General features: G+C 68.4%; 22 protein-coding genes. 5 read left to right on the top strand and 17 right to left on the bottom strand.

Annotated elements, in window-relative coordinates; genetic code table 11:
- Nucleotides 1–327: 327 nt before the first annotated feature.
- Together BM109_RS24955 and BM109_RS24950 are read right to left on the bottom strand one after the other, a co-directional pair.
- Nucleotides 328–1,815, bottom strand: a complete 1,488-nt coding sequence (locus tag BM109_RS24955; RefSeq protein ID WP_093348678.1) for a DegQ family serine endoprotease — start codon at nucleotides 1,813–1,815, stop codon at nucleotides 328–330.
- 98 nt (nucleotides 1,816–1,913) lie between these two features.
- Entirely contained in the window at nucleotides 1,914–2,840 is a 927-nt protein-coding gene (locus BM109_RS24950; protein WP_256222763.1) for a MucB/RseB C-terminal domain-containing protein, read from the bottom strand.
- Between BM109_RS24950 and BM109_RS41670 the strand changes: the two genes are divergently transcribed.
- Nucleotides 2,830–2,982, top strand: a complete 153-nt coding sequence (locus tag BM109_RS41670) for a hypothetical protein (RefSeq protein ID WP_256222762.1) — start codon at nucleotides 2,830–2,832, stop codon at nucleotides 2,980–2,982. The genes BM109_RS24950 and BM109_RS41670 overlap by 11 nt on opposite strands.
- Nucleotides 2,983–3,018: 36 nt before the next feature.
- Here BM109_RS41670 and BM109_RS24945 read toward each other — a convergent pair whose 3' ends face one another.
- The 11 genes from BM109_RS24945 to BM109_RS24895 form a co-directional block, all read right to left on the bottom strand.
- Nucleotides 3,019–3,672, bottom strand: a complete 654-nt coding sequence (locus BM109_RS24945) for a sigma-E factor negative regulatory protein (RefSeq protein WP_093348672.1) — start codon at nucleotides 3,670–3,672, stop codon at nucleotides 3,019–3,021.
- Between the two features lie 19 nt (nucleotides 3,673–3,691).
- Nucleotides 3,692–4,363 (bottom strand): RNA polymerase sigma factor RpoE, encoded by a 672-nt coding sequence (gene rpoE, locus BM109_RS24940; RefSeq protein WP_093348670.1) that lies wholly within the window; start codon nucleotides 4,361–4,363, stop codon nucleotides 3,692–3,694.
- A 13-nt stretch (nucleotides 4,364–4,376) separates the two neighbouring features.
- Complete coding sequence (locus BM109_RS24935; RefSeq protein WP_093348668.1) at nucleotides 4,377–4,874, bottom strand: hypothetical protein; 498 nt, start codon at nucleotides 4,872–4,874, stop codon at nucleotides 4,377–4,379.
- Nucleotides 4,875–4,887: 13 nt separating this feature from the next.
- Nucleotides 4,888–6,132 (bottom strand): beta-ketoacyl-ACP synthase II, encoded by a 1,245-nt coding sequence (fabF, locus tag BM109_RS24930; RefSeq protein ID WP_057592294.1) that lies wholly within the window; start codon nucleotides 6,130–6,132, stop codon nucleotides 4,888–4,890.
- 99 nt (nucleotides 6,133–6,231) lie between these two features.
- Nucleotides 6,232–6,471: an acyl carrier protein gene (gene acpP, locus BM109_RS24925; RefSeq protein ID WP_007830471.1), complete on the bottom strand. Its 240-nt coding sequence runs from the start codon at nucleotides 6,469–6,471 to the stop codon at nucleotides 6,232–6,234.
- 100 nt (nucleotides 6,472–6,571) lie between these two features.
- The gene (gene fabG / locus BM109_RS24920) at nucleotides 6,572–7,315 is read right to left on the bottom strand and encodes a 3-oxoacyl-ACP reductase FabG (protein ID WP_093348666.1); all 744 of its coding nucleotides are present in this window, start codon (nucleotides 7,313–7,315) and stop codon (nucleotides 6,572–6,574) included.
- A 32-nt stretch (nucleotides 7,316–7,347) separates the two neighbouring features.
- Nucleotides 7,348–8,301: an ACP S-malonyltransferase gene (gene fabD, locus BM109_RS24915; RefSeq protein ID WP_093348665.1), complete on the bottom strand. Its 954-nt coding sequence runs from the start codon at nucleotides 8,299–8,301 to the stop codon at nucleotides 7,348–7,350.
- A gap of 62 nt (nucleotides 8,302–8,363) precedes the next feature.
- A complete protein-coding gene (locus tag BM109_RS24910; protein WP_093348663.1) occupies nucleotides 8,364–9,341 on the bottom strand; it encodes a beta-ketoacyl-ACP synthase III in 978 nt (325 codons plus the stop codon).
- Nucleotides 9,342–9,353: 12 nt separating this feature from the next.
- Nucleotides 9,354–10,442: a phosphate acyltransferase PlsX gene (plsX, locus tag BM109_RS24905; RefSeq protein ID WP_093348661.1), complete on the bottom strand. Its 1,089-nt coding sequence runs from the start codon at nucleotides 10,440–10,442 to the stop codon at nucleotides 9,354–9,356.
- A 61-nt stretch (nucleotides 10,443–10,503) separates the two neighbouring features.
- The gene (gene rpmF / locus BM109_RS24900) at nucleotides 10,504–10,686 is read right to left on the bottom strand and encodes a 50S ribosomal protein L32 (protein WP_057592299.1); all 183 of its coding nucleotides are present in this window, start codon (nucleotides 10,684–10,686) and stop codon (nucleotides 10,504–10,506) included.
- Nucleotides 10,687–10,863: 177 nt separating this feature from the next.
- Entirely contained in the window at nucleotides 10,864–11,424 is a 561-nt protein-coding gene (locus BM109_RS24895; RefSeq protein ID WP_093348660.1) for a YceD family protein, read from the bottom strand.
- An 83-nt stretch (nucleotides 11,425–11,507) separates the two neighbouring features.
- Between BM109_RS24895 and BM109_RS24890 the strand changes: the two genes are divergently transcribed.
- Genes BM109_RS24890 through BM109_RS24880 form a run of 3 tightly spaced genes read left to right on the top strand, consistent with a single transcriptional unit; the run spans nucleotide 11,508 to nucleotide 14,007 of the window.
- Complete coding sequence (locus tag BM109_RS24890) at nucleotides 11,508–12,089, top strand: Maf family nucleotide pyrophosphatase (protein WP_093348657.1); 582 nt, start codon at nucleotides 11,508–11,510, stop codon at nucleotides 12,087–12,089.
- The gene (locus BM109_RS24885) at nucleotides 12,086–12,850 is read left to right on the top strand and encodes an SAM-dependent methyltransferase (protein ID WP_093348655.1); all 765 of its coding nucleotides are present in this window, start codon (nucleotides 12,086–12,088) and stop codon (nucleotides 12,848–12,850) included. The genes BM109_RS24890 and BM109_RS24885 overlap by 4 nt, the downstream gene beginning before the upstream one ends.
- Nucleotides 12,851–12,852: 2 nt before the next feature.
- Nucleotides 12,853–14,007: an MFS transporter gene (locus tag BM109_RS24880; protein WP_093348652.1), complete on the top strand. Its 1,155-nt coding sequence runs from the start codon at nucleotides 12,853–12,855 to the stop codon at nucleotides 14,005–14,007.
- A 7-nt stretch (nucleotides 14,008–14,014) separates the two neighbouring features.
- On the opposite strand, the gene BM109_RS24875 is transcribed toward BM109_RS24880, so the two are convergent.
- Genes BM109_RS24875 through BM109_RS24860 form a run of 4 tightly spaced genes read right to left on the bottom strand, consistent with a single transcriptional unit; the run spans nucleotide 14,015 to nucleotide 17,224 of the window.
- Complete coding sequence (locus tag BM109_RS24875) at nucleotides 14,015–15,058, bottom strand: S49 family peptidase (RefSeq protein ID WP_093348650.1); 1,044 nt, start codon at nucleotides 15,056–15,058, stop codon at nucleotides 14,015–14,017.
- 42 nt (nucleotides 15,059–15,100) lie between these two features.
- Complete coding sequence (locus BM109_RS24870) at nucleotides 15,101–15,469, bottom strand: Rieske (2Fe-2S) protein (RefSeq protein WP_093348647.1); 369 nt, start codon at nucleotides 15,467–15,469, stop codon at nucleotides 15,101–15,103.
- Between the two features lie 17 nt (nucleotides 15,470–15,486).
- Nucleotides 15,487–16,167, bottom strand: coding sequence for an HAD family hydrolase (locus tag BM109_RS24865; protein ID WP_093348645.1), 681 nt, complete (start codon nucleotides 16,165–16,167; stop codon nucleotides 15,487–15,489).
- Nucleotides 16,160–17,224 carry an RluA family pseudouridine synthase gene (locus tag BM109_RS24860; RefSeq protein WP_093348642.1) on the bottom strand — a complete coding sequence of 355 codons (1,065 nt, stop codon included), beginning with the start codon at nucleotides 17,222–17,224 and terminating at the stop codon, nucleotides 16,160–16,162. The genes BM109_RS24865 and BM109_RS24860 overlap by 8 nt, the downstream gene beginning before the upstream one ends.
- Nucleotides 17,225–17,783: 559 nt before the next feature.
- Here BM109_RS24860 and BM109_RS24855 point away from each other — a divergent pair.
- The gene (locus BM109_RS24855) at nucleotides 17,784–21,038 is read left to right on the top strand and encodes an Rne/Rng family ribonuclease (protein ID WP_093348639.1); all 3,255 of its coding nucleotides are present in this window, start codon (nucleotides 17,784–17,786) and stop codon (nucleotides 21,036–21,038) included.
- Nucleotides 21,039–21,047 lie beyond the last annotated feature (9 nt).

The raw sequence follows: 21,047 nt of genomic DNA, 5'->3' as shown, positions 1-21,047 counted from the left end.
AGCAACTTATAAACAACTTATCAACAGGCTTGGTGGAGCACTCTCTGAACAACTTGTGGGCGATCTGTGGAGCGTCGGTGGACTGTCACCTAACATCTCGCATCGTGAAGGAGACCGCTCGGCTTATGCGCCGACTCGCCGCCGAGAGGCCGCTATTCTACCGAAAACGGTCCTTAGCCCTTCCTTAAGTCAGCAAACACTAACAAATCGCCGGCTTGGGGCCGATGCAGATTTTTTTAGAGCGGCGCGCCGAAGCGTCGCAAACAGCTCAAAAAAATGGCCCCAAACCCGACTGACGGGTGGGGCCACTTGACGGCACAGCCGGGATCAGCGTGCGGGCCGGATGAGCGCGTACTGCGCCCATTCGCCACGGCGGAACAGCACGCTGAGCGGCTTGCTCTTGTCGGCCTTGCCCACGGCCGACTCGAATTCGCGGGCGTTCAAGACCTCGATATTGCCCACGGCCAGGATGATGTCGCCCTCGCGCAGGCCGGCACGCGCCGCGGCCTCGTTCGAGGCGTCGACCTTCACGCCGCCCTTGAGCTTGAGCTCCTTCTTCTGCGCATCGCTCAGGTCGCTGACCGCGAGGCCCAGCGACTTGGCGGCGGCGGAAGCCTGCGGCTTGGGCGCCGGCTCCTCGCGGTCGGCGGCGCGCTTGGCCGGCTTGTCGGGCTCGATCTCGGCGATGGTCACGCTCAGGTCGCGCGAGCTGCCGCGGCGGAACACCGTCAGCGTGCTCTTGGTGCCGGGCTTGGTGTTGCCGACCAGGCGCGGCAGATCGCTCGGCTTCTCGATCGCCTTGCCGTCGAACTTGGTGATGATGTCGCCCGGCTCCACGCCAGCCTTCTCGCCCGGCGAACCGGCCTCGACGCTGCGCACCAGCGCGCCCTGCGCCTTGCCCAGGCCGATCGATTCGGCGACGTCCTTGGTGACCTGGTCGATCTGAACGCCGATGCGTCCGCGCGAGACGCGGCCCGAGGTGCGCAGCTGTTCGCTCACGCGGATCGCTTCATCGATCGGGATCGAGAACGAGATGCCCATGAAGCCGCCCGAGCGCGAATAGATCTGGCTGTTGATGCCGACGACCTCGCCGCGCATGTTGATCAGCGGACCGCCCGAGTTGCCGGGATTGATCGCCACGTCGGTCTGGATGAACGGCAGGTACTCGCCGGTGTCGCGCTGCTTGGCGCTCACGATGCCCGCGGTGACGGTGTTCTCGAGACCGAAAGGCGAACCGATGGCCATCACCCATTCGCCCACGCGCAGCTTGGAGATGTCGCCGACCTTCACGGCCGGCAGGCCGGTAGCCTCGATCTTCACCACCGCCACGTCGGTGCGCTTGTCGGCGCCGACGATGCGGGCCTTGAACTCGCGCTTGTCGGGCAGCGTGACCATCACCTCCGAGGCGTCCTCGACCACGTGTGCATTGGTCATCACGTAGCCGTCGGCCGTCAGGATGAAACCGGAGCCCACGCCGCGCGGGCGTTCTTCTTCCTGCGGCTGCGGCCGGTTGGGGCGCGGCCCCTGGCGCGGAGCGCCGGGAATCGGCTGGCCGAAGAAGCGGCGGAAGAACTCCTGCATCTCCTCGTCCATCTCGCCGCCATTGCCGCTGCGCTGCGCCACCTTCTCGACGGTGCGGATGTTGACCACCGACGGGCCGACCTGGTCGACCAGGTCGGTGAAGTCGGGCAGCGTGCGGGTGGCGGTCTGCGCCTGCACCGACTCGGCCGGCATGAACGCCAACCCGGCCGTGAGCGCCAGCATGGACGCGAACACGCCGGAACGGAGCTTGTGTCCCTCGATCTTGAACATCATCGGTTGTCTTTCAAAGAGAACGGCTGCGACTCGAAACAGGTACTGAGAGTTTCCGCTTCTCGCCGGATCGGGCGAGAAAGGTGTCGGACATGTTCTTTTCAACGCGTGCGTGCGAGGCTCTGCGCAAAGGCGTCCAGGGTTTGCTGCGGCACTTCGCCCACCGCCGTGAGCCACCAGTCGTTGGCCGGCTCGGGCAGGCGCCTGCGGATCGCATTGGTCGCGCCGATGGTCAGCACGCCGTCGCGCGGCGCGCGCTTGGCGTCGTAGCGCTCGATGAAGAGCGACACCGAGGCGAGCCCATCGGAGAAGATCCATTGCACGGTGCGGTCCTGCGTCGCGGCGTTCTTGTCGCCGCCCGCGGCCGGCCGCCGGAAGAAGCTGCGCGGCTTGAAGCCGGCCACCGGCGCGCTCAGGGTCCAGCCCTCGTCCTGCGCGCTGGTGCGTTCGAGCTCGAGCTTCTCGATGCGATAGCCGGCGGTGTTGGCCATCATCTGAGCCAAGGCCTGGGCTTTCACGGGCACGTCGAGCTGCAGCTCGGAGAAGGCCGATTGCTCGACCACGCGCGACTGGTCGTCGAGCGTCTGCAGCTTGACGACCAGCCCGGTGCGGCGCTCGCTCCAGATGCGATAGCCGAAGCGCAGGCCGTCGTGCGGCGTCAGTTGCACCACGTCGGCGTCGAAGCCGGCCACGCGGTCCTTGCCGATGGGCCGCACGTCGTAGAACTCGCCGATCGACGAATCCTGCTTGTCGGGCAGATTGGGAAAGAGATCGAGGTTCTCGCGCTTCTCGACCTTCACCACCTTGGCTTCGGGCAGGAAGGTCATGACGCTCTGGTTGCGGCGGAAGGTCGAACGCTGCGGGCCGCTCAGCGCCTCGATGCGCTCGATCTGCTGCTCGCCGTCACGCACATGCCAGATGCGCGCACTCGACAGATCGCCGCCGGGCGCGGACACCACGAAGGTGCCGACGTAGTTGCGCTGGCGCGCACCCGCGTGCATGCGCTGCAGCCACTCGGTGACGCTCATGGCGGGCGGCTCGCCCGCCGCCTGGGCCGATGCCGCGCCCCGGGTGTTCGCCGCACTGGAACGGGTCTGCGCGGAGGCGATCTGCGCGATGCAAAAAGCGGCAAGCACGAGCACGAACGCGCGTGCGGAGATCGGCATCTGAACAGTCATTGGCAGGGAAGGAGGCAGAGGCGCGCGCTCAGCGCGTGGGTCCTTCGAAGGTCGCGTTGCGCAGGAAACCGGAAGGCATTTGCGAGGCGCCACCCGCCTGCTGGTGTGCCTCGAGCAACTGGTCCAGGCGCGGATCGCGCAGCATCACCTGCGGCTTGCCGTTGCCCACGATCACGCGCGTGGGCGTGAGCGTCGAACCCTGCGCGCCGTTGGTGGCGGCCGATGCGAGCACCGGGCCCGACACGGGTTGTTGCTGCGCCAGTTGGGCACCGGCCGGGCCGTTGACGACACCGCTGCCGACCCAGCTCCAGCTGATGGCGGCCACGGCCACCAGCGAAGCGGCACCGGCCACCAGCTTCCAGCGGAAGACCGGCTCGTTGGCCGCGTCGGCGCGACGCTGAAGCGGCACCACCTGGGCCTCGGGAACGGCCGCCACGGGCCGGATCGACACCGGCTCGGCCGCCAGCCGCTGCTGGAAGCGGGCCAGGAAAGCGCTGCTGTCGCTGCACGCCACGTTGGCGCTCGAACGCAGCACGTCGCCCACCACATGGTAGGCCTGCCACGCCGCGCGGTATTCCTCGTCGCCGCAGACCTTGTCGATGGCCTGCGCGAACTCGTCGCCCTGCAAATGACCATCCGCGAGCGCCGACACCTGTTCTCGAACCGTCATCGTCTGATTCATTTCGTTCACCTGATTTTGCTTACCAACGCTTGCCCGACTGGTTGTCGAGCAGCGGTTTGACCCTGGCCGAAATGGCCTCGCGCGCACGGAAGATCCGCGAACGCACGGTGCCGATAGGGCAATCCATGACTTCGGCAATCTCTTCGTAACTCATGCCCTCGATCTCGCGCAGCGTGACTGCCTGGCGCAACTCCGCGGGGAGCGCTTCCATGGCGGACTCGACCGCGGCCGCGATTTCGTTGGCCGCCATGACCGATTCGGGGGTTTCGTCGGTGGTTGGTTCGTTTCCCGGACGGTAAGTTTCATCGTCGTCCTCGGAAGAAGGCCGCAGGGCGCTTTCCGAGATGGTCGGGTCGCGCTTCATGTCGACCAGCGCCTTCTTCGCGGTGTTCACCGCGATCCGGTAGAGCCAGGTGTAGAACTGCGCCTCGCCGCGGAATTGGTGCAGTGCACGATAGGCGCGGATGAAGGTTTCCTGCGCGATGTCCTCGACCAGGTCGACATCGCGCACCATGCGCCCGATCAGGCGCTCGATGCGGCGCTGGTACTTGATGACCAGCAGTTCGAAGGCCTTCTGGTCGCCCGCCACCGTGCGCTGCACGAGCTGGAAGTCGATCTCGCCCGGACGCGGCGCCGCGGCGGCGTCGGTCAAGCCGGAATCCGGCGGCACGGGCGGCGGGGACGTGGTCATCGAGAGGGGGATTTCAGGGTGCGTCGGCGGGTGCGGTCGCGCGCCAGACATCGCCGCCGGTGTCGGCAGCGGGGGGGCGCGAATATACCGCACGGCGCAGATCGCGCCAGCGCTCGGGCATCGTCTGTCGCTCGACCCAGAGCCAGCGGTGCGGCCGGCCCGGCTCGCTCAGGCGCAGCAGCAGCAGCGATTGCAGGTCGAGCGCGACGACGGCGCGCGCGGCCAGGACCGAGCGCGCCGGATCCGCGGCATCGGAAGCCGCGGGTGCCAGCGACCAGAACTGGCCGTCGAAATGAAGAAGACCCGCGCCGTCGCGGCGCAGGCCGATGCCGGCGGCTGCCCCTGCGAACAGCACGCTGAGCAGCAGCAGCGCATGGCGCCAGCCAACGCTATCGAAAAAGTAGCAGGACGCACCCGCGCAGAGCGCGCCGAGTGCCCAGACCACGGTCAGGAGGCGGGCTGCGCCACGCGAGCGCCCCACCGGGTAGGTCACCGACGGTGCGCCGTGCATGGGAGATGAAGACTCAAGCGCGCTTGAACACCAGCGTGCCGTTGGTGCCGCCGAAGCCGAAGTTGTTCTTGACCGCGACATCGATCTTCAGATCGCGCGCCTCGTTGGCGCAATAGTCGAGATCGCACTCCGGATCCTGGTTGAAGATGTTGATCGTCGGCGGGCTCTTCTGGTGATGCAGGGCCAGCACCGTGAACACCGATTCGATGCCGCCCGCGCCGCCCAGCAGGTGGCCGGTCATGGACTTGGTCGAATTCACGACCAGCTTCTTCGCATGGTCGCCGAAGGCGTTCTTGATCGCATTCGTCTCGTTGAGGTCGCCGAGCTGCGTCGAGGTGCCGTGCGCATTGAGGTACTGCACCTGGTCGGGGTTGACGCCCGCATTGGCGAGCGCCATGACCATCGAACGGCGCGGGCCGTCGACGTCGGGCGCCGTCATGTGGTACGCATCGCCCGTCAGGCCGAAGCCCGCGACTTCGGCGTAGATCTTGGCGCCGCGTGCCTTGGCATGTTCGTACTCCTCGAGCACGACCACGCCGGCACCCTCGCCGAGCACGAAGCCGTCGCGGTCCTTGTCCCACGGACGCGAGGCCGTGGCGGGATCGTCGTTGCGCGTGCTGAGCGCGCGCGGCGCGGTGAAGCCACCGATGCCGAGCGGAGAGATGGTCGACTCGGCGCCGCCCGCGATCATCACGTCGGCATCGCCGTACTCGATCATGCGCGCCGAGGTGCCGATGGCATGCAGGCCGGTGGTGCAGGCGGTGACCACGGCGATGTTCGGGCCCTTGAAGCCGTACTTGATCGACACGTGGCCCGAGATCATGTTGATGATCGACGCCGGCACGAAGAACGGCGACACGCGGCGCGGGCCGCGGTTCACCAGCTCGCCGTGCGTGGCCTCGATCATCGGCAGGCCGCCGATGCCCGAACCGATGTTGCAGCCGATGCGGACCGCTTCCTCGTACGGGAGTTCTTCGCCGGTCTTGAGCCCGCTGTCCTGCACCGCCTGGATCGCGGCGGCCATCCCGAGATGGATGAAGCGGTCCATGTGGCGCGCTTCCTTCTCGGAGATGTATTGGGCGATGTCGAAACCCTTCACCTCGCCCGCGAATTTGCAGGCGAAGGCGCTCGCATCGAACGCGGTGATGTTCGCGATGCCCGAATTTCCCGCCAACAGGTTGGCCCAGGAATCGGCCACCGTGTTTCCGACGGGAGCGATGCAACCGAGTCCGGTCACGACGACGCGGCGTTTGGTCATGCCGGCAAACCTTTCTGGAAGCGCTGGACGACGGCCGCTCGGCGCATGCGGTTCCGAAAGAAAGCCGCCGGCCGCCGCAGTGTCGTCAGTTGGGGCCGATCAGGCCTTTTGATTCTTGGTGGCGTAGTCGACGGCGTTTTGCACCGTGGTGATCTTTTCGGCGTCTTCGTCGGGGATCTCGATGCCGAATTCGTCTTCGAGTGCCATCACGAGTTCGACCGTGTCGAGCGAGTCAGCGCCGAGGTCGGCCACGAAAGCCTTTTCGTTCGTCACTTGGGACTCTTCCACGCCGAGTTGCTCGGCGATGATTTTCTTGACACGTGCTTCGATATCGCTCATTTGATTCCCTCTGAGGGTTGTAGGTAACCGGTGGATTTTAGCCGGGCGGATTGCGAGCTTCCCCGCAGGCCCGGCACGACGAAAAGCTTGCGCCTTGCGGCTACATGTGCATGCCGCCGTTGACGTGCAGTTCCTGCCCCGTCACGTAGGCGGCCTGGGGAGATGCGAGGTACGCCACCGCATGCGCGATGTCGGCGGGCTTGCCCAGATGGCCCAGCGGGATTTGTTGCAGCAGCGCCTGCTGCTGCGCTTCGGGCAGGCTGGCCGTCATGTCGGTCTCGATGAAACCGGGGGCGACGCAGTTGACCGTGATGTTGCGGCTGCCGAGCTCGCGCGCCAGTGCGCGCGTCATGCCGGCCACGCCGGCCTTGGCGGCCGCGTAGTTGGCTTGGCCGGCATTGCCGGAGGCGCCGACCACGCTGGTGATGCTGATGATGCGGCCGTAGCGCTGCTTCATCATCGGGCGGATCACGGCGCGCGACAGGCCGAAGACGGCCTTCAGGTTGGTGTCGAGCACCGCATCCCAGTCGTCGTCCTTCATGCGCATCGCGAGCGTGTCGCGCGTGATGCCGGCGTTGTTGATCAGCACGTGGATCGCGCCGTAGGCCTTCACGATCTCGTCGATCAGCGCCTCGACGGCCGCGCCGTCGTTCACGTTCAGCGCGCGGCCTCGGCCGTCGTAGGCGCTGAGCATGGCGGTGATCTTGGACGCGCCCTCTTCCGTGGTGCCGGTGCCGACCACCTTGAGGCCGCGCTGCGCGAGCTCCAGGGCGATGGCCGCGCCGATGCCGCGCGATGCGCCGGTAACCAGGGCGACTTGCCCTTCGAATTTGGGAATGCTCATAAGAAGAAAGAGGTCTCTGGGCCTGGCACCGGTCAGCCGGCGAGCGATTGTCGAACGTCGGCGAGCGTGGCCGGGTCGTACACCGACGCGGCTTCGAGCTCGGGGGCGATGCGCTTGGCCATGCCGGCCAGCACCTTGCCCGGACCGCACTCGATGATGGCGGCTACACCGCGCAGTTTCAAGGCCTGCACGCTTTCGACCCAGCGAACCGGGCCGGCGGCCTGGCGCACGAGTGCGTCGCGGATGCGGTCGGCATCGGTCTCGACCGCCACGTCGATGTTGTTGAGCACCGGGATCTGCGGCGCGGCCAGCGTCACCGAGGCCAGCTTCTCGCGCAGCGCCTCGGCCGCGGGCTTCATCAGGCTCGAATGGAACGGGGCCGACACCGGCAGCGGCAGCGCGCGCTTGGCGCCGTTGGCCTTCAGCGTCTCGCAGGCCTTCTCGACCGCCGCCTTGCTGCCCGCGATCACGGTCTGCATCGGGTCGTTGAAATTCACGGCCTCCACCACTTCGACGCTGCCGGCGCCGAACGAGGCGGTGACCTCCTGGCAGTTGGCGATGACCTTGGCGGCCTCCATCCCGAGGATGGCGGCCATGGCGCCGGTGCCGACCGGCACGGCCTGCTGCATCGCCTGGGCACGGAAGCGCACCAGCGGCGCCGCCTGCGCGAGCGTCAACACGCCCGATGCCACCAGTGCCGAATATTCGCCGAGCGAATGGCCGGCCACCACCGACGGCGTGGCGCCGCCTTCGGCCAGCCAGGCGCGCCAGGCGGCCACACCGGCCACCAGCATCACGGGCTGGGTGTTGGTGGTGAGCGCCAGCGTTTCCTTCGGGCCGGTCTTGATCAGCGCGCCGAGATCTTCGCCAAGCGCTTCGGAGGCTTCGCGCAGCGTTTCGGCCACGGCCGGGTGATCGCCCCAGGCATCGAGCATGCCGACCGCCTGCGAACCCTGACCCGGAAAGACAAAAGCAAAGGATTTCATTGTTGTATGCGTCACGTCGCGCGGCCCGCCTAGGCAGGACCGGCTGTCTCGCCCACTAATTACTACAGATTCAGCAGCACCGCGCCCCAGGTGAAACCGCCACCCACGCCTTCGAGCATGAGGGTTTCACCCTTCTTCACCTTGCCGGAACGCACCGCTTCGTCGAGCGCCAGCGGAATCGAGGCCGCGGACGTGTTGCCGTGCTCATTGACGGTGACGACCAGCCGCTCGCGCGGCAGCTTCAGCTTCTTGGCCGTGCCTTCCATGATGCGGATGTTGGCCTGGTGCGGAATCAGCCAGTCGATGTCGGCCTCGGTCTTGCCGGCCTTGGCCAGCGTGGCGCGCGCGGCTTCCTCGAGCACGCGCACCGCGAGCTTGAAGACCGCCTGGCCGTCCATGTGCAGCAGCGGCGTGCCGAGCACGTTGCCGCCCGACACATGGCCGGGCACGCAAAGAATGCCGACATGCTTGCCGTCCGCGTGCAAGTCGGTCGCCAGGATGCCGGGCTCGTCGCTGGCTTCCAGCACCACCGCGCCGGCGCCGTCGCCGAACAGCACGCAGGTGGTTCGGTCGTTGAAATCGAGGATGCGCGAGAACACCTCGGCGCCGATCACCAGCGCGCAGCGTGCGCTGCCGGTGCGGATCATGGCGTCGGCCACGGTCAGCGCATAGACGAAGCCGCTGCACACGGCCTGCACGTCGAAAGCCGGGCAGCCGGCGATGCCGAGCTTGTTCTGGAGGATGGCCGCCGACGAGGGGAACACCATGTCGGGGGTCGAGGTGGCCACGATGATCAGGTCGACATCGCTGGCCTTGCGTCCCGCCGCCTCGAGGGCGTGGCGGGCGGCATGCAGGCCCAGGTCGCTGCTGCCCACGTCGGGCGCCGCGAAATGGCGCGCATGGATGCCGGTGCGCTCGACGATCCACTGATCGGAGGTCTCGATGCCGCGCGCCGCCAGTTCCTTGGCGAGATCGTCGTTGGTCACCCGGCGCGGCGGCAGATAGCTGCCGGTGCCGGTGATGCGTGAATATGGGCTCATCAAAACGTGAAGCTAGACCGCGTCGGCCGTCGCCGCCGATTCCTGCCGCGCAAGCAAAGGCGCGGCGTGGGCGATACGGGCCCGAACGCGGTCGAGCAGGTTGTTGCGAGCGGCATCATAAGCGCGATCCAGCGCATGGCCGAAAGCCGTCTCGTCGGCCGAACCGTGGCTCTTGAAAACCAGTCCACGCAGGCCCAGCAGCGCCGCGCCGTTGTAGCGGCGATGGTCCAACCTGTTCTTGAACGCTTTTAGGACCGGATAAGCCACGATGGCAGCAATCTTCGTGAAGATGCTTCGCGAGAACTCGACGCGAATGAACTCACCGATCATCGAAGCCACGCCCTCGCTGGCCTTCAGTGCCACGTTGCCGACGAAACCGTCGCAGACCACGATGTCGGTGGTGCCCTTGAAGATGTCGTTGCCTTCCACGTTGCCGTAGAAGTTCAGATCCTTGGAATTGGCAGCCGTACGCAGCAGTTGGCTGGCTTTTTTGATCGTTTCGCTGCCCTTGATCGCTTCCTCACCCACGTTGAGCAAGCCGACCGAGGGCGATTCGTTGCCGGTCAGGGCCGACACCAGCGCCGAGCCGAGCACGGCGAACTGGAGCAGGTCCTCGGCGTCGCAATCCACGTTGGCGCCAAGGTCAAGCACCGTCGTGGCGCCACCTTTCGCGTTCGGCAACTGGGGCGCAATGGCGGGCCGGTCGATGCCATCGAGCGTCTTGAGCAGATAGCGCGCGATGGCCATCAGCGCGCCCGTGTTGCCGGCGGAAATCGCGGCCTGCGCCACACCATCCTTCACCTGCTGGATCGCGACTCGCATCGACGAGTCTTTCTTCTTGCGCAGCGCGATCTCGATCGGATCGTCCATGCCGACCACTTCGCTGGCCGGAACGATCCGGGCGCGAGGATGCGCGGCAAAGCCAGCCAGCGCATCGGGCGCGCCGACCAGCAACAGCGAGGCCTCGGGATGGCGCTCGAGAAAAGCACGGCAGGCCGCGAGCGTGACGCGCGGGCCATGGTCGCCCCCCATGCAATCGACGGCGAGCGTGATTGCCGAAGGCGCAGCAGTGGAAGCCGGGGAAGAAGAAGGCGTAGCCATCAAAACAAAGGCCCGATGCTACAAAAAAAGTAGCTTCGGGCCTTGGCCTTGGAGTGCGAAATCAGGCTTCGGACTTGTTCTTGAGCACCTGACGGCCGCGGTAGAAACCGTTGGGGCTGATGTGGTGACGCAGGTGCGTTTCGCCAGTGGTCGGCTCGACGGCGATGCCGGGCACGCCCAGGGCATTGTGGGAACGGTGCATGCCGCGCTTGGAAGGCGACTTCTTGTTTTGCTGGACGGCCATGATGGCTCCTGGACGGTAAGGTGGGTGAGAGGATGCGGGCTCAGGCTGTAGCAGTGAGGCGGCATGAAGGACATGCCCAGATTCCGAAAGCCTCGAAAGTCTTCTCCGAAATCTGCACTGCTGCGTACGGCGGCGCGCGCGAAGCCCATGATTATAGCCCAGACTGCCCGGATGGGGCTAGTCGCCCTGTCCGGGCTTGCGCGAACGCAACGCACCCAGCACGGCGAAGGGGTTCTCGCGCTCCTTGTCGGGCGACTCGAAATCCGGATCGACGGCCGAGAGCTGGACCGGCGCCGGGCACACGTCGTGCACCGGCATGACCGGGATTTCCATCAGCAGCTCGTCCTCGATCAGCGCGTGCAGGTCGAAATCGCGGCTCGCGACCAGCAGGTCCTCCTCGGACTCCTCGTCCTGAACCGCCGCGGTTTCTTCATCGGCCACGAAACGGAACCAGCGGTCGACCTGCACCGGCGTGTCGACCGGCGACAGGCAGCGCTGGCAGACCAGCGGCACGGTGGCCTCGGCCGTCAGGTGCAGCCAGGGCTCTTCGCGGCCGTCCGCGCCGACGCGCTGCTCGCCATCGGCCTCCCAATGCACCACGGCATCGGAGGGAGCCTCGGCCGCCATCTCGTCGACCAGCCGGGTGTAGTTGCGCACCGGATCGTCGGCGGACAGGGTGGCCGCCGCGGCGGCAAAACCGGCGACATCGAGCCGGCCGGGGGCAAATTCTCTCTTCATCCGCCCCAGTCTAGCGCGCCGACGCCGGCTTTCCCGTCGGGCCGACCCCGAAGGGGTTGTAGCGCCTCCCTCACAATCGCCGCATGCAACGCACCGTGATCCTCGCCTCCACCTCGCGCTACCGCCGCGAGCTGCTCACCCGCCTGCGCCTGCCCTTCGAGGTGCATGCGCCCGAAGTCGATGAAACGCCGCTGCCCGGCGAAACCCCGCAGGCCCTGGCCCACCGGCTCGCGCTCGAGAAAGCCAACGCCGTGGCCGCCCGCTTCCCCGACGCCGTGGTGATCGGCTCCGACCAGGTGGCCGACCTGGCCGGCGAATCGCTCGGCAAGCCCGGCGACCATGCGCGCGCCACCGCCCAGCTGCGGCGCATGCGTGGCCAGACGCTGGTCTTCCAGACCGCGGTGGCGGTCGTCTGCCAGGCAACGGGCTTCGTCCAGCGCGACCTGGCGCCCGTGCGCGTGGTGTTCCGCCAACTCAGCGACACCGCGATCGAGCAGTACCTGCTGGCCGAGCAGCCCTACGACTGCGCGGGCAGCGCCAAGAGCGAAGGCCTGGGCATTGCGCTGCTCGAGGCCATCGACAGCGACGATCCCAGCGCCCTGGTGGGCCTGCCGCTGATCCGCACCGCCCGCATGCTGCGCGCCGCCGGGATCGACCTGCTGTGAGCCGCGGCAAGCTCTACCTCGTGCCGGCGCCGCTCGATTTCGGCTGCGACACCCAGGCCCCGCTGCAGGACGCGCTGCCGCTCGGCACGCTGCAGACCGCCGCCGGCATCACGCACTGGATCTGCGAGAACGCCAAGTCCGCGCGCGCCTACCTCAAGCGCATCGACGCCGTGGCACCGCTGGCGGCGCCGCTGCAGGCGCAGGCCATCCAGGAACTGCCGCGCGAAGTGCACAAGAAAGGCGACCACACTGGCCAGTTCGACGCCCGCCCGCTGCTGGCCGCGGCGCTCGAAGGCCACGACATCGGCCTGCTCAGCGAAGCCGGCATGCCGGCCGTGGCCGATCCGGGCTCATCGGTGGCCCGCGCGGCGCACGACCTGGGCATCACGGTGGTGCCGCTGATCGGCCCGGTCTCGCTGCTGCTGGCGCTGGCCGCCAGCGGCCTCAACGGCCAGAACTTCGCCTTCGTCGGCTACCTGCCGCAGGACGCCGACGAGCGCCAGCGCCGCATCCGCGAACTCGAGGCGCTGGCCCTCAAGACCGGACAGACCCAGTTGTTCATCGAAACGCCCTACCGCAACGCCGCCCTGCTGCAAGCGCTGGTGCAGACGCTGCAGCACAACACGCGGCTGGCGGTCGCGCGCGGCCTCACGCTGGCCGAGGCGAACCTGCGCAGCGAGACGATCAAGGGCTGGCGCGCCAACAAGCCGCCGGCCGGCGTCGACGAACGCCTGCCCGCCGTGTTCGCGATCGGGCGCTGACGATGGCCGTGACTGCGTCCACGCGCTGGGCCTCGCGCGCGCAATTCTTCGCCTCGGGCTTCATCTTCGCGACCTGGGGCGTGCATGTGCCCACGGTCAAGGGGCACTACGGCATCGACGAGGCCCAGCTCGGCCTCGCCATGCTCGCGGCCGGCGCCGGCGCGATGTACGGCCTGACCAGCGCCGGCCGCTGGATCGGCCGCCATGGACCGCGGCGCATGGCCGCGCTGTGCGGCTGCGTCTACGCGCTGCTGCTCTGCGGCCTGATCGCGATGCCCGGCTATGCCGCCCTGCTGGGCCTGCTGGCGGTGTTCGGCCTCGTCACCAGCGTGTTCGACGTGGCGATCAACACCGAGGCCGCGCAGCTCGAACTGCACGGCGGCAAGCCGCTGATGAGCGGCATGCACGGCATGTTCAGCCTCGGCGGCATGGCCGGCGCGGCCAGCGGCAGCGCGGCGCTCGCGGCCGGGCTTGCCCCGCAGGCGCACCTGCTGCTGGTGTCGGCGGCGATGGTGGCACTGGTCGCGCTGTCGGCCACGCGCATGCTGCCGAAGCCGCCCGCGGCCGCCGGCGCCACCGAGGCCGATCACGGCTTTCGCCTGCCGCGCGGCGCGCTGGCGGTGCTGGGCGTGCTCGCGGCGCTGGGGCTGATCGCCGAAGGCGCCATCTACGACTGGAGCGTGCTCTATCTGCAGCAGGAACTGGGCAGTCCGCAGCAACAGGCCGCCCTCGCCTACGCGAGCTTCTCGGCCGCCATGGCGGCGGCACGTTTCGGTGGCGATGCGCTGCGCGCCCGTTTCGCGCCCGCGGTGCTGCTACGCGGCAGCGGCCTGCTGGCGGCGGCGGCGATGGCGCTGGTGCTGCTCACCGACTGGCCCTGGCTCGCGCTGGTGGGTTTCGCGGGCGTGGGCATCGGCTTTGCCAATGTGGTGCCGATCCTGTTCGCGGCCTCGGCCAAGGTGCCGGGCGTGGAGCCGGCGCGCGGCATCGCGGCCGTCTCGGCGATCGCCTACCTGGGGTTCATGGCGGGCCCGGCGGTCATCGGGCTGATCGCGCGCGCCACCTCGCTGACGGCGGCGCTCTACGTGGTGGTGGTGTTCGCGGTCGCGCTGGCGGCCTCGGCGCGTTACGCCGCGGCCGGCATGCGCGGCGACTGACTGCGCCTCAGCGCAGCGCGGGCACCGACTTCAGCGAACGGATCGTGGCGTCGCCCATGGCGGCGCCGAACTTCTTGGCCAGCTTCTCGGCCACGTTGTCGCGGCGGGTGTAGTCGATGACTTCCTCGGCCTTGATCACCTCGCGCGCCACGTAGTCGACGTTGCCGAGCTGGTCGGCCAGGCCGTAGCTCACGGCCTGCTCGCCGCTCCAGAACAGGCCGCTGAACAGGCCCGGGGTGTCGAGCTTGAGGCGGTCGCCGCGGCCGGTCTTCACCACGTTGATGAACTGCTCGTGGATCTGGTCGAGCATCTTCTGGGCGTGTTCGCGCTGCGCGTCGTTCATCGGGCTGAAGGGATCGAGGAAGCCCTTGTTCTCGCCCGAGGTCAGCAGGCGGCGCTCGACGCCGACCTTCTCCATCGCGCCGGTGAAGCCGAAGCCGTCCATCAACACGCCGATGCTGCCCACGATGCTGGCCTTGTCGACGTAGATCTTGTCGGCGCCGGCCGCGATATAGTAGGCCGCCGAGGCGCAGGTTTCCTCGACCACGGCATAGACCGGCTTCTTGTGCTTGGCCTTCAGGCGCTTGATCTCGTCGTTGATGATGCCGGCCTGCACCGGGCTGCCGCCGGGCGAGTTGATCAGCAGCACCACGCCCTTGGCGCCGTCGTCCTCGAAGGCGGACTTCATGGCCGCCACGACGAACTCGGCGCTGGCATCGCCGCCGTTGGCGATCTCGCCCTTGATCTCGACCACCGCGGTGTGGGCCGTGGTCTTGGCGGTGCTCGGCGCGCCGCGCGACAGCGCGAACCAGGCCAAGAAGATGAAGAAGGCCAGCCAGGCCAGCCGCGTGAAGGTCTTCCAGCGCCGCGTGGACTTCTGCTCGTTGAGGGCCGCGAAAGCCAGCTTCTCGAGCGTGGCGCGCTCCCAGCCGGGACGCTGAGTGGGATCGTTGGACATGGTGCGTTGGGGATCGGGCGAAGACGAAAGAGAAGGCGGGGCCGGCTCGAAAGGCTCGAAACCGTGGGGATCGGTGCGGTTCTGGTCGTTCATGGAAGCGGCAGGCGAACAGGCAGTCGCAAAGCGCGGCGCTTGCTAGAAGTTGAGGGGTTGAAGGTTCCAGGCAGTATGCCAGTGCACCACGCCGTCGCGCTCGCTCAGCGCGATCTTCACGAGGCCGCCGCGGCACGGCCCGCCCGCGCATTCGCCGGTGTCGGGCCGGTACACGGCGCCATGGGTGGCGCACAGCAGCCACTGGCCGGTGTCGTCGAAGAAGCGGTCGGGCTGGAAGTCCATTTCCATCGCCACGTGGCTGCAGCGGTTGAGGTAGGCGTGCGGCTGGCCCTCGAAGCGCACCGCGAAGGCGCGGCAGGTCTCGCCGCCGTAGACCACGTCGAAAGGCACGGCCTGGCTGCCCTCCACCAGGTCGGCGCCATTGCACAGGGGAATGCTGTCTTCGCTCATGGCAGGCGATTGTCGTGTCAGGCGTTGCCCAGCAGCCAGGCCTCGAGGTCGGCGATCGAGTGCGCGATGTGCAGCGGCTTGAACTCGGCGAAGCTGTCGGGCTCGTGCGCGCCGTAGCTCACGCCGACGCTGGCGCAGCCCGCGTTCACCGCCAACTGCAGGTCGTGCGTGGTGTCGCCGATCATCAGCGTGCGCTCGGGGGCCACCTCGAGCTCCTCCATCAGCTCGAGCAGCATGCGCGGATGCGGCTTGCCGAAAGTCTCGTCGGCGGTGCGCGAGGCGTCGAAGCGGTCGCGCAGCGCCACCGTCTTGAGCGCCTCGTTGAGCCCGCGGCGCGACTTGCCGGTGGCCACGGCCAGCTTGTGGCCGCGCGCGCGCAGCGCATCGAGCATCGGCAGCACGCCACCGAACAGCACGATGTCGTCCTGGTGCTGCAGGTAGTGGTAGCGGTAGCGGGCACCGAGTTCGGGGTACTTCTCCTTCGGCACATCGGGCGCGGCGCGTGCCAGCGCCTCGGCCAGTCCCAGGCCGATGACCCAGGCAGCATCGTCCTCGCTGGGCTTGGCGCCGCCGACGTCGACCACCGCTGCCTGGATGCAGCGCACGATCAGCCGCGTGGAGTCGTAGAGGGTGCCGTCCCAGTCGAAGGCGATCAGGTCGAAGCGCGGGGGACGGGCGTTGTCTGCAGAGTCAGTCATGGGTCGTGGGCGTGGGGTGTCGGGTCATCGCGTCGAGCGCGGCGGGCGGCATCAGCGAGCGCAGCTCGGGCGGCAGCTCGGCCTGCAGCGCGACACGCTCGCCGGTGGCGGGGTGGTTGAACTGCAGTCGCCAGGCGTGGAGGAACATGCGCTTGAGGCCCAGCTTCTGCAGCGCGCGCCGGCGCTCGGATTCGCCGTACTTGTCGTCGCCGGCGATCGGATGGCCGGCCGACGCCAGGTGAACGCGGATCTGGTGCGTACGGCCGGTCTTGATGGTGACCGCGAGCAATGACATCGGCGTGGCATCGCCGGGCAGCGACAGCGTGGCCAGCGCTCGCACCAGCGTCACGGCGCGCATCGCGTCGGGATGGTCCTTGGCCACCACGCGCACGCGGCGTTCGCCGGCACCGGCGCCGCCGTCGGGCAGCAGGTACTTGGCGAGCGGCGCGTCGAGCACCTTCTTGTTGGCGGGCCAGGTGCCCTCGACCAGCGCCAGGTAGGTCTTGCCGGTCTCGCGCTCGCGGAACTGCTCCTGCAGCGCCACCAGCGCGCTGCGCTTCTTGGCGACCAGCAGGATGCCCGAGGTCTCGCGGTCGAGCCGGTGCACCAGCTCGAGGAATTTCGCGCCCGGGCGCGCGGTACGCAGCTGCTCGATCACGCCGAAGCTCACGCCGCTGCCGCCATGCACCGCCACGCCGGCGGGCTTGTCGACGGCCAGCACGGCCTCGTCCTCGAGCAGCAGCGGGAATTCGCGCGCCGGCGCGGCGCTCGCGGCCTCCTCGGCGCGTTCGGCCACGCGGATCGGCGGCAGCCGCACCACGTCGCCGGTCTCGACACGGGTCTCGGCCTGCGCCCGCCCCTTGTTGATGCGCACCTCGCCCGACCGGATGATCCGGTAGACGTGGGTCTTCGGCACGCCTTTCAGATGGCGGAAGAGGAAGTTGTCGAGGCGCTGCCCGGCCGACTCGGCGTCGATCGTGAGGAAGCGGATGGCCGCCGGCTCTCCGGCAAACTCCTTAGCCGCGGGGGCTTGCTTCGCACCTATAATGTTTTTCACCAGCGCGGTCGTGTAAGTGCTTGATTAGACAGAAGTTTAGAGCACTGCTGTCAAACACCCCGGCGGCGCTGCGAGGTCGATGCCGCTTTGGCGACGAGCCTGCAAACCCCGCGCAACTGCGCAAAGTGGCAGGCCAGACGCCCAAGTCAAGCCGACACCCACGAAACACCGATACGGAATACCAGCCTGCAGCCTCCAGCTGCCGGCGGATCGAAGCGAGTCCCTTTGTGCTGATGCTGCTGATTCAAATATGCCTGCGCTGGCTGACCTGGTCCCGACCAGCGGCCTCGGGCATCGAATCGCCAGAACCGCGCGCCACCCTTGCGCAACGGGCTGTCAAAAAGACAGCCTCTCAGCACCACGAAGGGCTCGCCCCCATCCACGCGCCCCCACTCCGGCTGTCGTCACCGAGCTGACGCTCGAGACGGCCGCTCGCGCTCGCGCGCCGCGGCACCCAGCATCCGGAGCCAAGCGGCAATTCCCCAAGTTTCGCGGGCGTCGTCCGTGCATCGTTGGCCCTCCAGGGCCGGTAGAACGATACATATAAGGACAACGCATCATGAAGCGGATGCTGATCAATGCCACGCAGGCCGAAGAACGCCGCCTGGCCATCGTCGACGGGCAGAAGCTCCTCGACTACGAAATCGAGATCGAGGGACGCGAACAGCGCAAGGGCAACATCTACAAGGCCGTCGTGACCCGCGTCGAGCCCAGCCTCGAAGCCTGTTTCGTCGACTACGGCGAAGACCGCCACGGCTTCCTGCCGTTCAAGGAAATCTCCAAGCAATACTTCGCCGAAGGCGTCTCGGCCAGCCAGGCCCGGATCCAGGACGTCATCAAGGAAGGCCAGGAACTGGTCGTCCAGGTCGAGAAGGAAGAGCGCGGCAACAAGGGCGCGGCCCTCACCACCTTCATCTCGCTGGCCGGTCGCTACGTCGTGCTGATGCCGAACAACCCGCGTGGCGGTGGCGTTTCGCGCCGCATCGAGGGCGACGACCGCGCCGAGCTCAAGGAGGCGATGGACCAGCTCGAGTACCCGAAGGGCATGAGCATCATCGCGCGCACCGCCGGCATCGGCCGCTCGGCGCCCGAACTCCAGTGGGACCTGAACTACCTGCTCAAGCTCTGGACCGCCATCGACGGCGCGGCCAAGGGCGGCAAGGGCGCCTTCCTGATCTACCAGGAATCCTCGCTCGTGATCCGCGCGATCCGTGACTACTTCAATCACGACATCGGCGACATCCTGATCGACACCGACGACATCTACGACCAGGCGCAGCAATTCATGGCGCACGTCATGCCCGAGCATGCCGCCCGCGTGAAGCGCTACCGCGACGACGCCGCCCTGTTCAGCCGCTTCCAGATCGAGCACCAGATCGAATCGGCCTACGCCCGCACCGTGCAGCTGCCCTCGGGCGGCGCCATCGTGATCGACCACACCGAGGCGCTGGTCTCGGTCGACGTGAACTCGGCCCGCGCCATCAAGGGCGGCGACATCGAGGAAACCGCGACCCGCACCAACCTCGAAGCCGCCGACGAAGTGGCGCGCCAGATGCGCCTGCGCGACCTCGGCGGCCTGATCGTCATCGACTTCATCGACATGGACGAGTCGAAGAACCGCCGCGAAGTCGAAAGCCGCCTGCGCGACGCGCTGCGCCAGGACCGCGCGCGCGTGCAGTTCGGCTCGATCAGCAAGTTCGGCCTGATGGAAATGAGCCGCCAGCGCCTGAAGCCGGCGCTGTCCGAAGGCTCGTCGATCCCCTGCCCCCGTTGCGGCGGCTCGGGCCACATCCGCGACACCGAATCGAGCGCGCTGCAGATCCTGCGCATCATTCAGGAAGAGTCGATGAAGGACAACACCGCCGCCGTGCACGTGCAGGTGCCGGTGGAAGTCGCTTCCTTCCTGCTCAACGAGAAGCGCACCGAGATCGCCAAGATCGAACTCAAGCAGCGCGTGAGCGTGCTGATGGTGCCGAACAAGACGCTCGAGACGCCCAACTACAAGCTCGAACGCCTGAAGCACGACGACCCGCGCCTCGACCACATCGAGGCCAGCTACAAGATGGCCGACGAGATCGAGGACCCGACCTCGGTCACGCGCCGCTCGCAGGAGCCCACCAACAAGCAGACGCCGGTCATCAAGGGCGTGCTGCCCGACGCGCCGGCCCCCGTGGTGCCGGTCAAGCCCGAGCCGGTGCGCGCGCCCGTCGCCGCACCCACGCCGGTCGCGCCGCCCGTGGCGGTGGCGCCCGCGCCGGCCGAGCTGGGCTTCTTCGCCCGCATCAAGAGCTGGTTCGGCGGCGGCACGCCGGCGGCCGCGCCGGCACCCACGCCCTCGGCGATTCCGGTCGAGCCGCCGAAGCCGACGCGCCGCGAAGGCCGTGACGGCCGTCCGGGCCGCGATGGCGAATCGCGCGGTGCACGCGACGGCGAACAGCGCCGTGGCGGCCGCGGCGGCGAAGGCCGCAATACCGAAGGCCGTGGCGAGAACGGCGCCCGTTCGGGCAACCGCGACGGCGAACGCCGTGGCGGCGGCCGCAATGGCGAGCGCCGCGAAGGCGGTCGCGAGGGCCGTGAAGGTCGTGAAGGCCGCGACAACCGCAGCGCCGAGCTGCGCGCCGATGGCCAGCCGCGCGAGAACAACCGCGAAGGCCGTCCGCCGCGCGAGGGCGATCAGCGCCGCGGTCGTGGCGAACGCCGCGAGGGCGAAGGCCGCAACGTGCCGGCCGAAGCGCTCGAAGGCGTCAGCCTCGAAGCCCAGCAGCTCGCACCGAACGCGGTGCCGGGCGAGGAAGGCACGGCTGGCGGCGAACGCGCACCGCGCGCCCGTCGCGAACGGGGTGAACGCGGCGAGCGCGGTGAACGTGGCGAGCGCAACGGCGAACGCGGCGAGCGCAACCTGAACGGCGACGCGCCGCGCAGCGAAGCAGCCGCCGGCGAAGACGGCAACGCCGCGCAAGGCGAACGCACCGAGCGTGCACCGCGCAACGGCCGCGAAGAGCGTGGCCCGCGTGGCGAACGCAACGATGGCCGCCGCGAGCGCCGCAACGATGGCCAGCCGCGCTTCAACGAGGAAGGCGAAGCCGCCACCACCGCATCGGCCGACGCCGAAGCCGGCCGCGAAGCCGCACCGCAGGACGGCGCCGAGCAGGCACCGCGCCGCGACGGCGAAGAGCGCCGCGGCCGTTCGCGCGACCGCTACGGCCGTGACCGCCGCGAACGCGCACCGCGCGAAGAAGGCGAAGCGCAACCCGTGGCCGCCTTCGACGGCGCGCCCGCCGAGGCGCAGAACCTGCAGGACGCACCCGTCGCGCGCCAGCCGCAGCCGTTCGCTGAGCAAGCGGTGGCTCCGGCCGCCGAAGCCGCCGACAGCGCCGTGGTCGTCGCCGAAGCCCCGGCCGCCGCACCGCAGGTGCGCGAGCCCGCGCCGCAAGCGCGCTTCGAGCAGCCGCAGCAACCCGCAGCACCCGCGGCACCCATCGTGGTCGAACGCGCGAGCGCGCCGCAGCCGGCCGCCAACGGCCGCGCACTGCCGAAGGTCCAGTCCTTCGAGCTGCCGCTCGACGAGCTCGCGCAGATCGCGCAAAGCTCGGGCCTGCAGTGGGTCAACTCCGACGCCGAACGCATCGCGCAGGCGCGCGCCGCGATCGCCGCCGAGCCGAAGCCGGTCCACGTGCCGCGCGAGCGCCCGCCGGTGATCGTGCTCGACGAAGGCCCGCTGGTGCTGGTCGAAACCCGCCGCGAACTGGCCGCGATGACGCTGCCGTTCGAGCAACCGGCTGGCGAGGCGCAGCCGGAGCAGCGCACGCTCTGAGCATCCGCT

The sequence above is a fragment of the Variovorax sp. PDC80 genome, assembly GCF_900115375.1.
Lineage (GTDB): Bacteria > Pseudomonadota > Gammaproteobacteria > Burkholderiales > Burkholderiaceae_C > Variovorax.
This window is presented reverse-complemented; position numbering and strand designations above follow the sequence as displayed.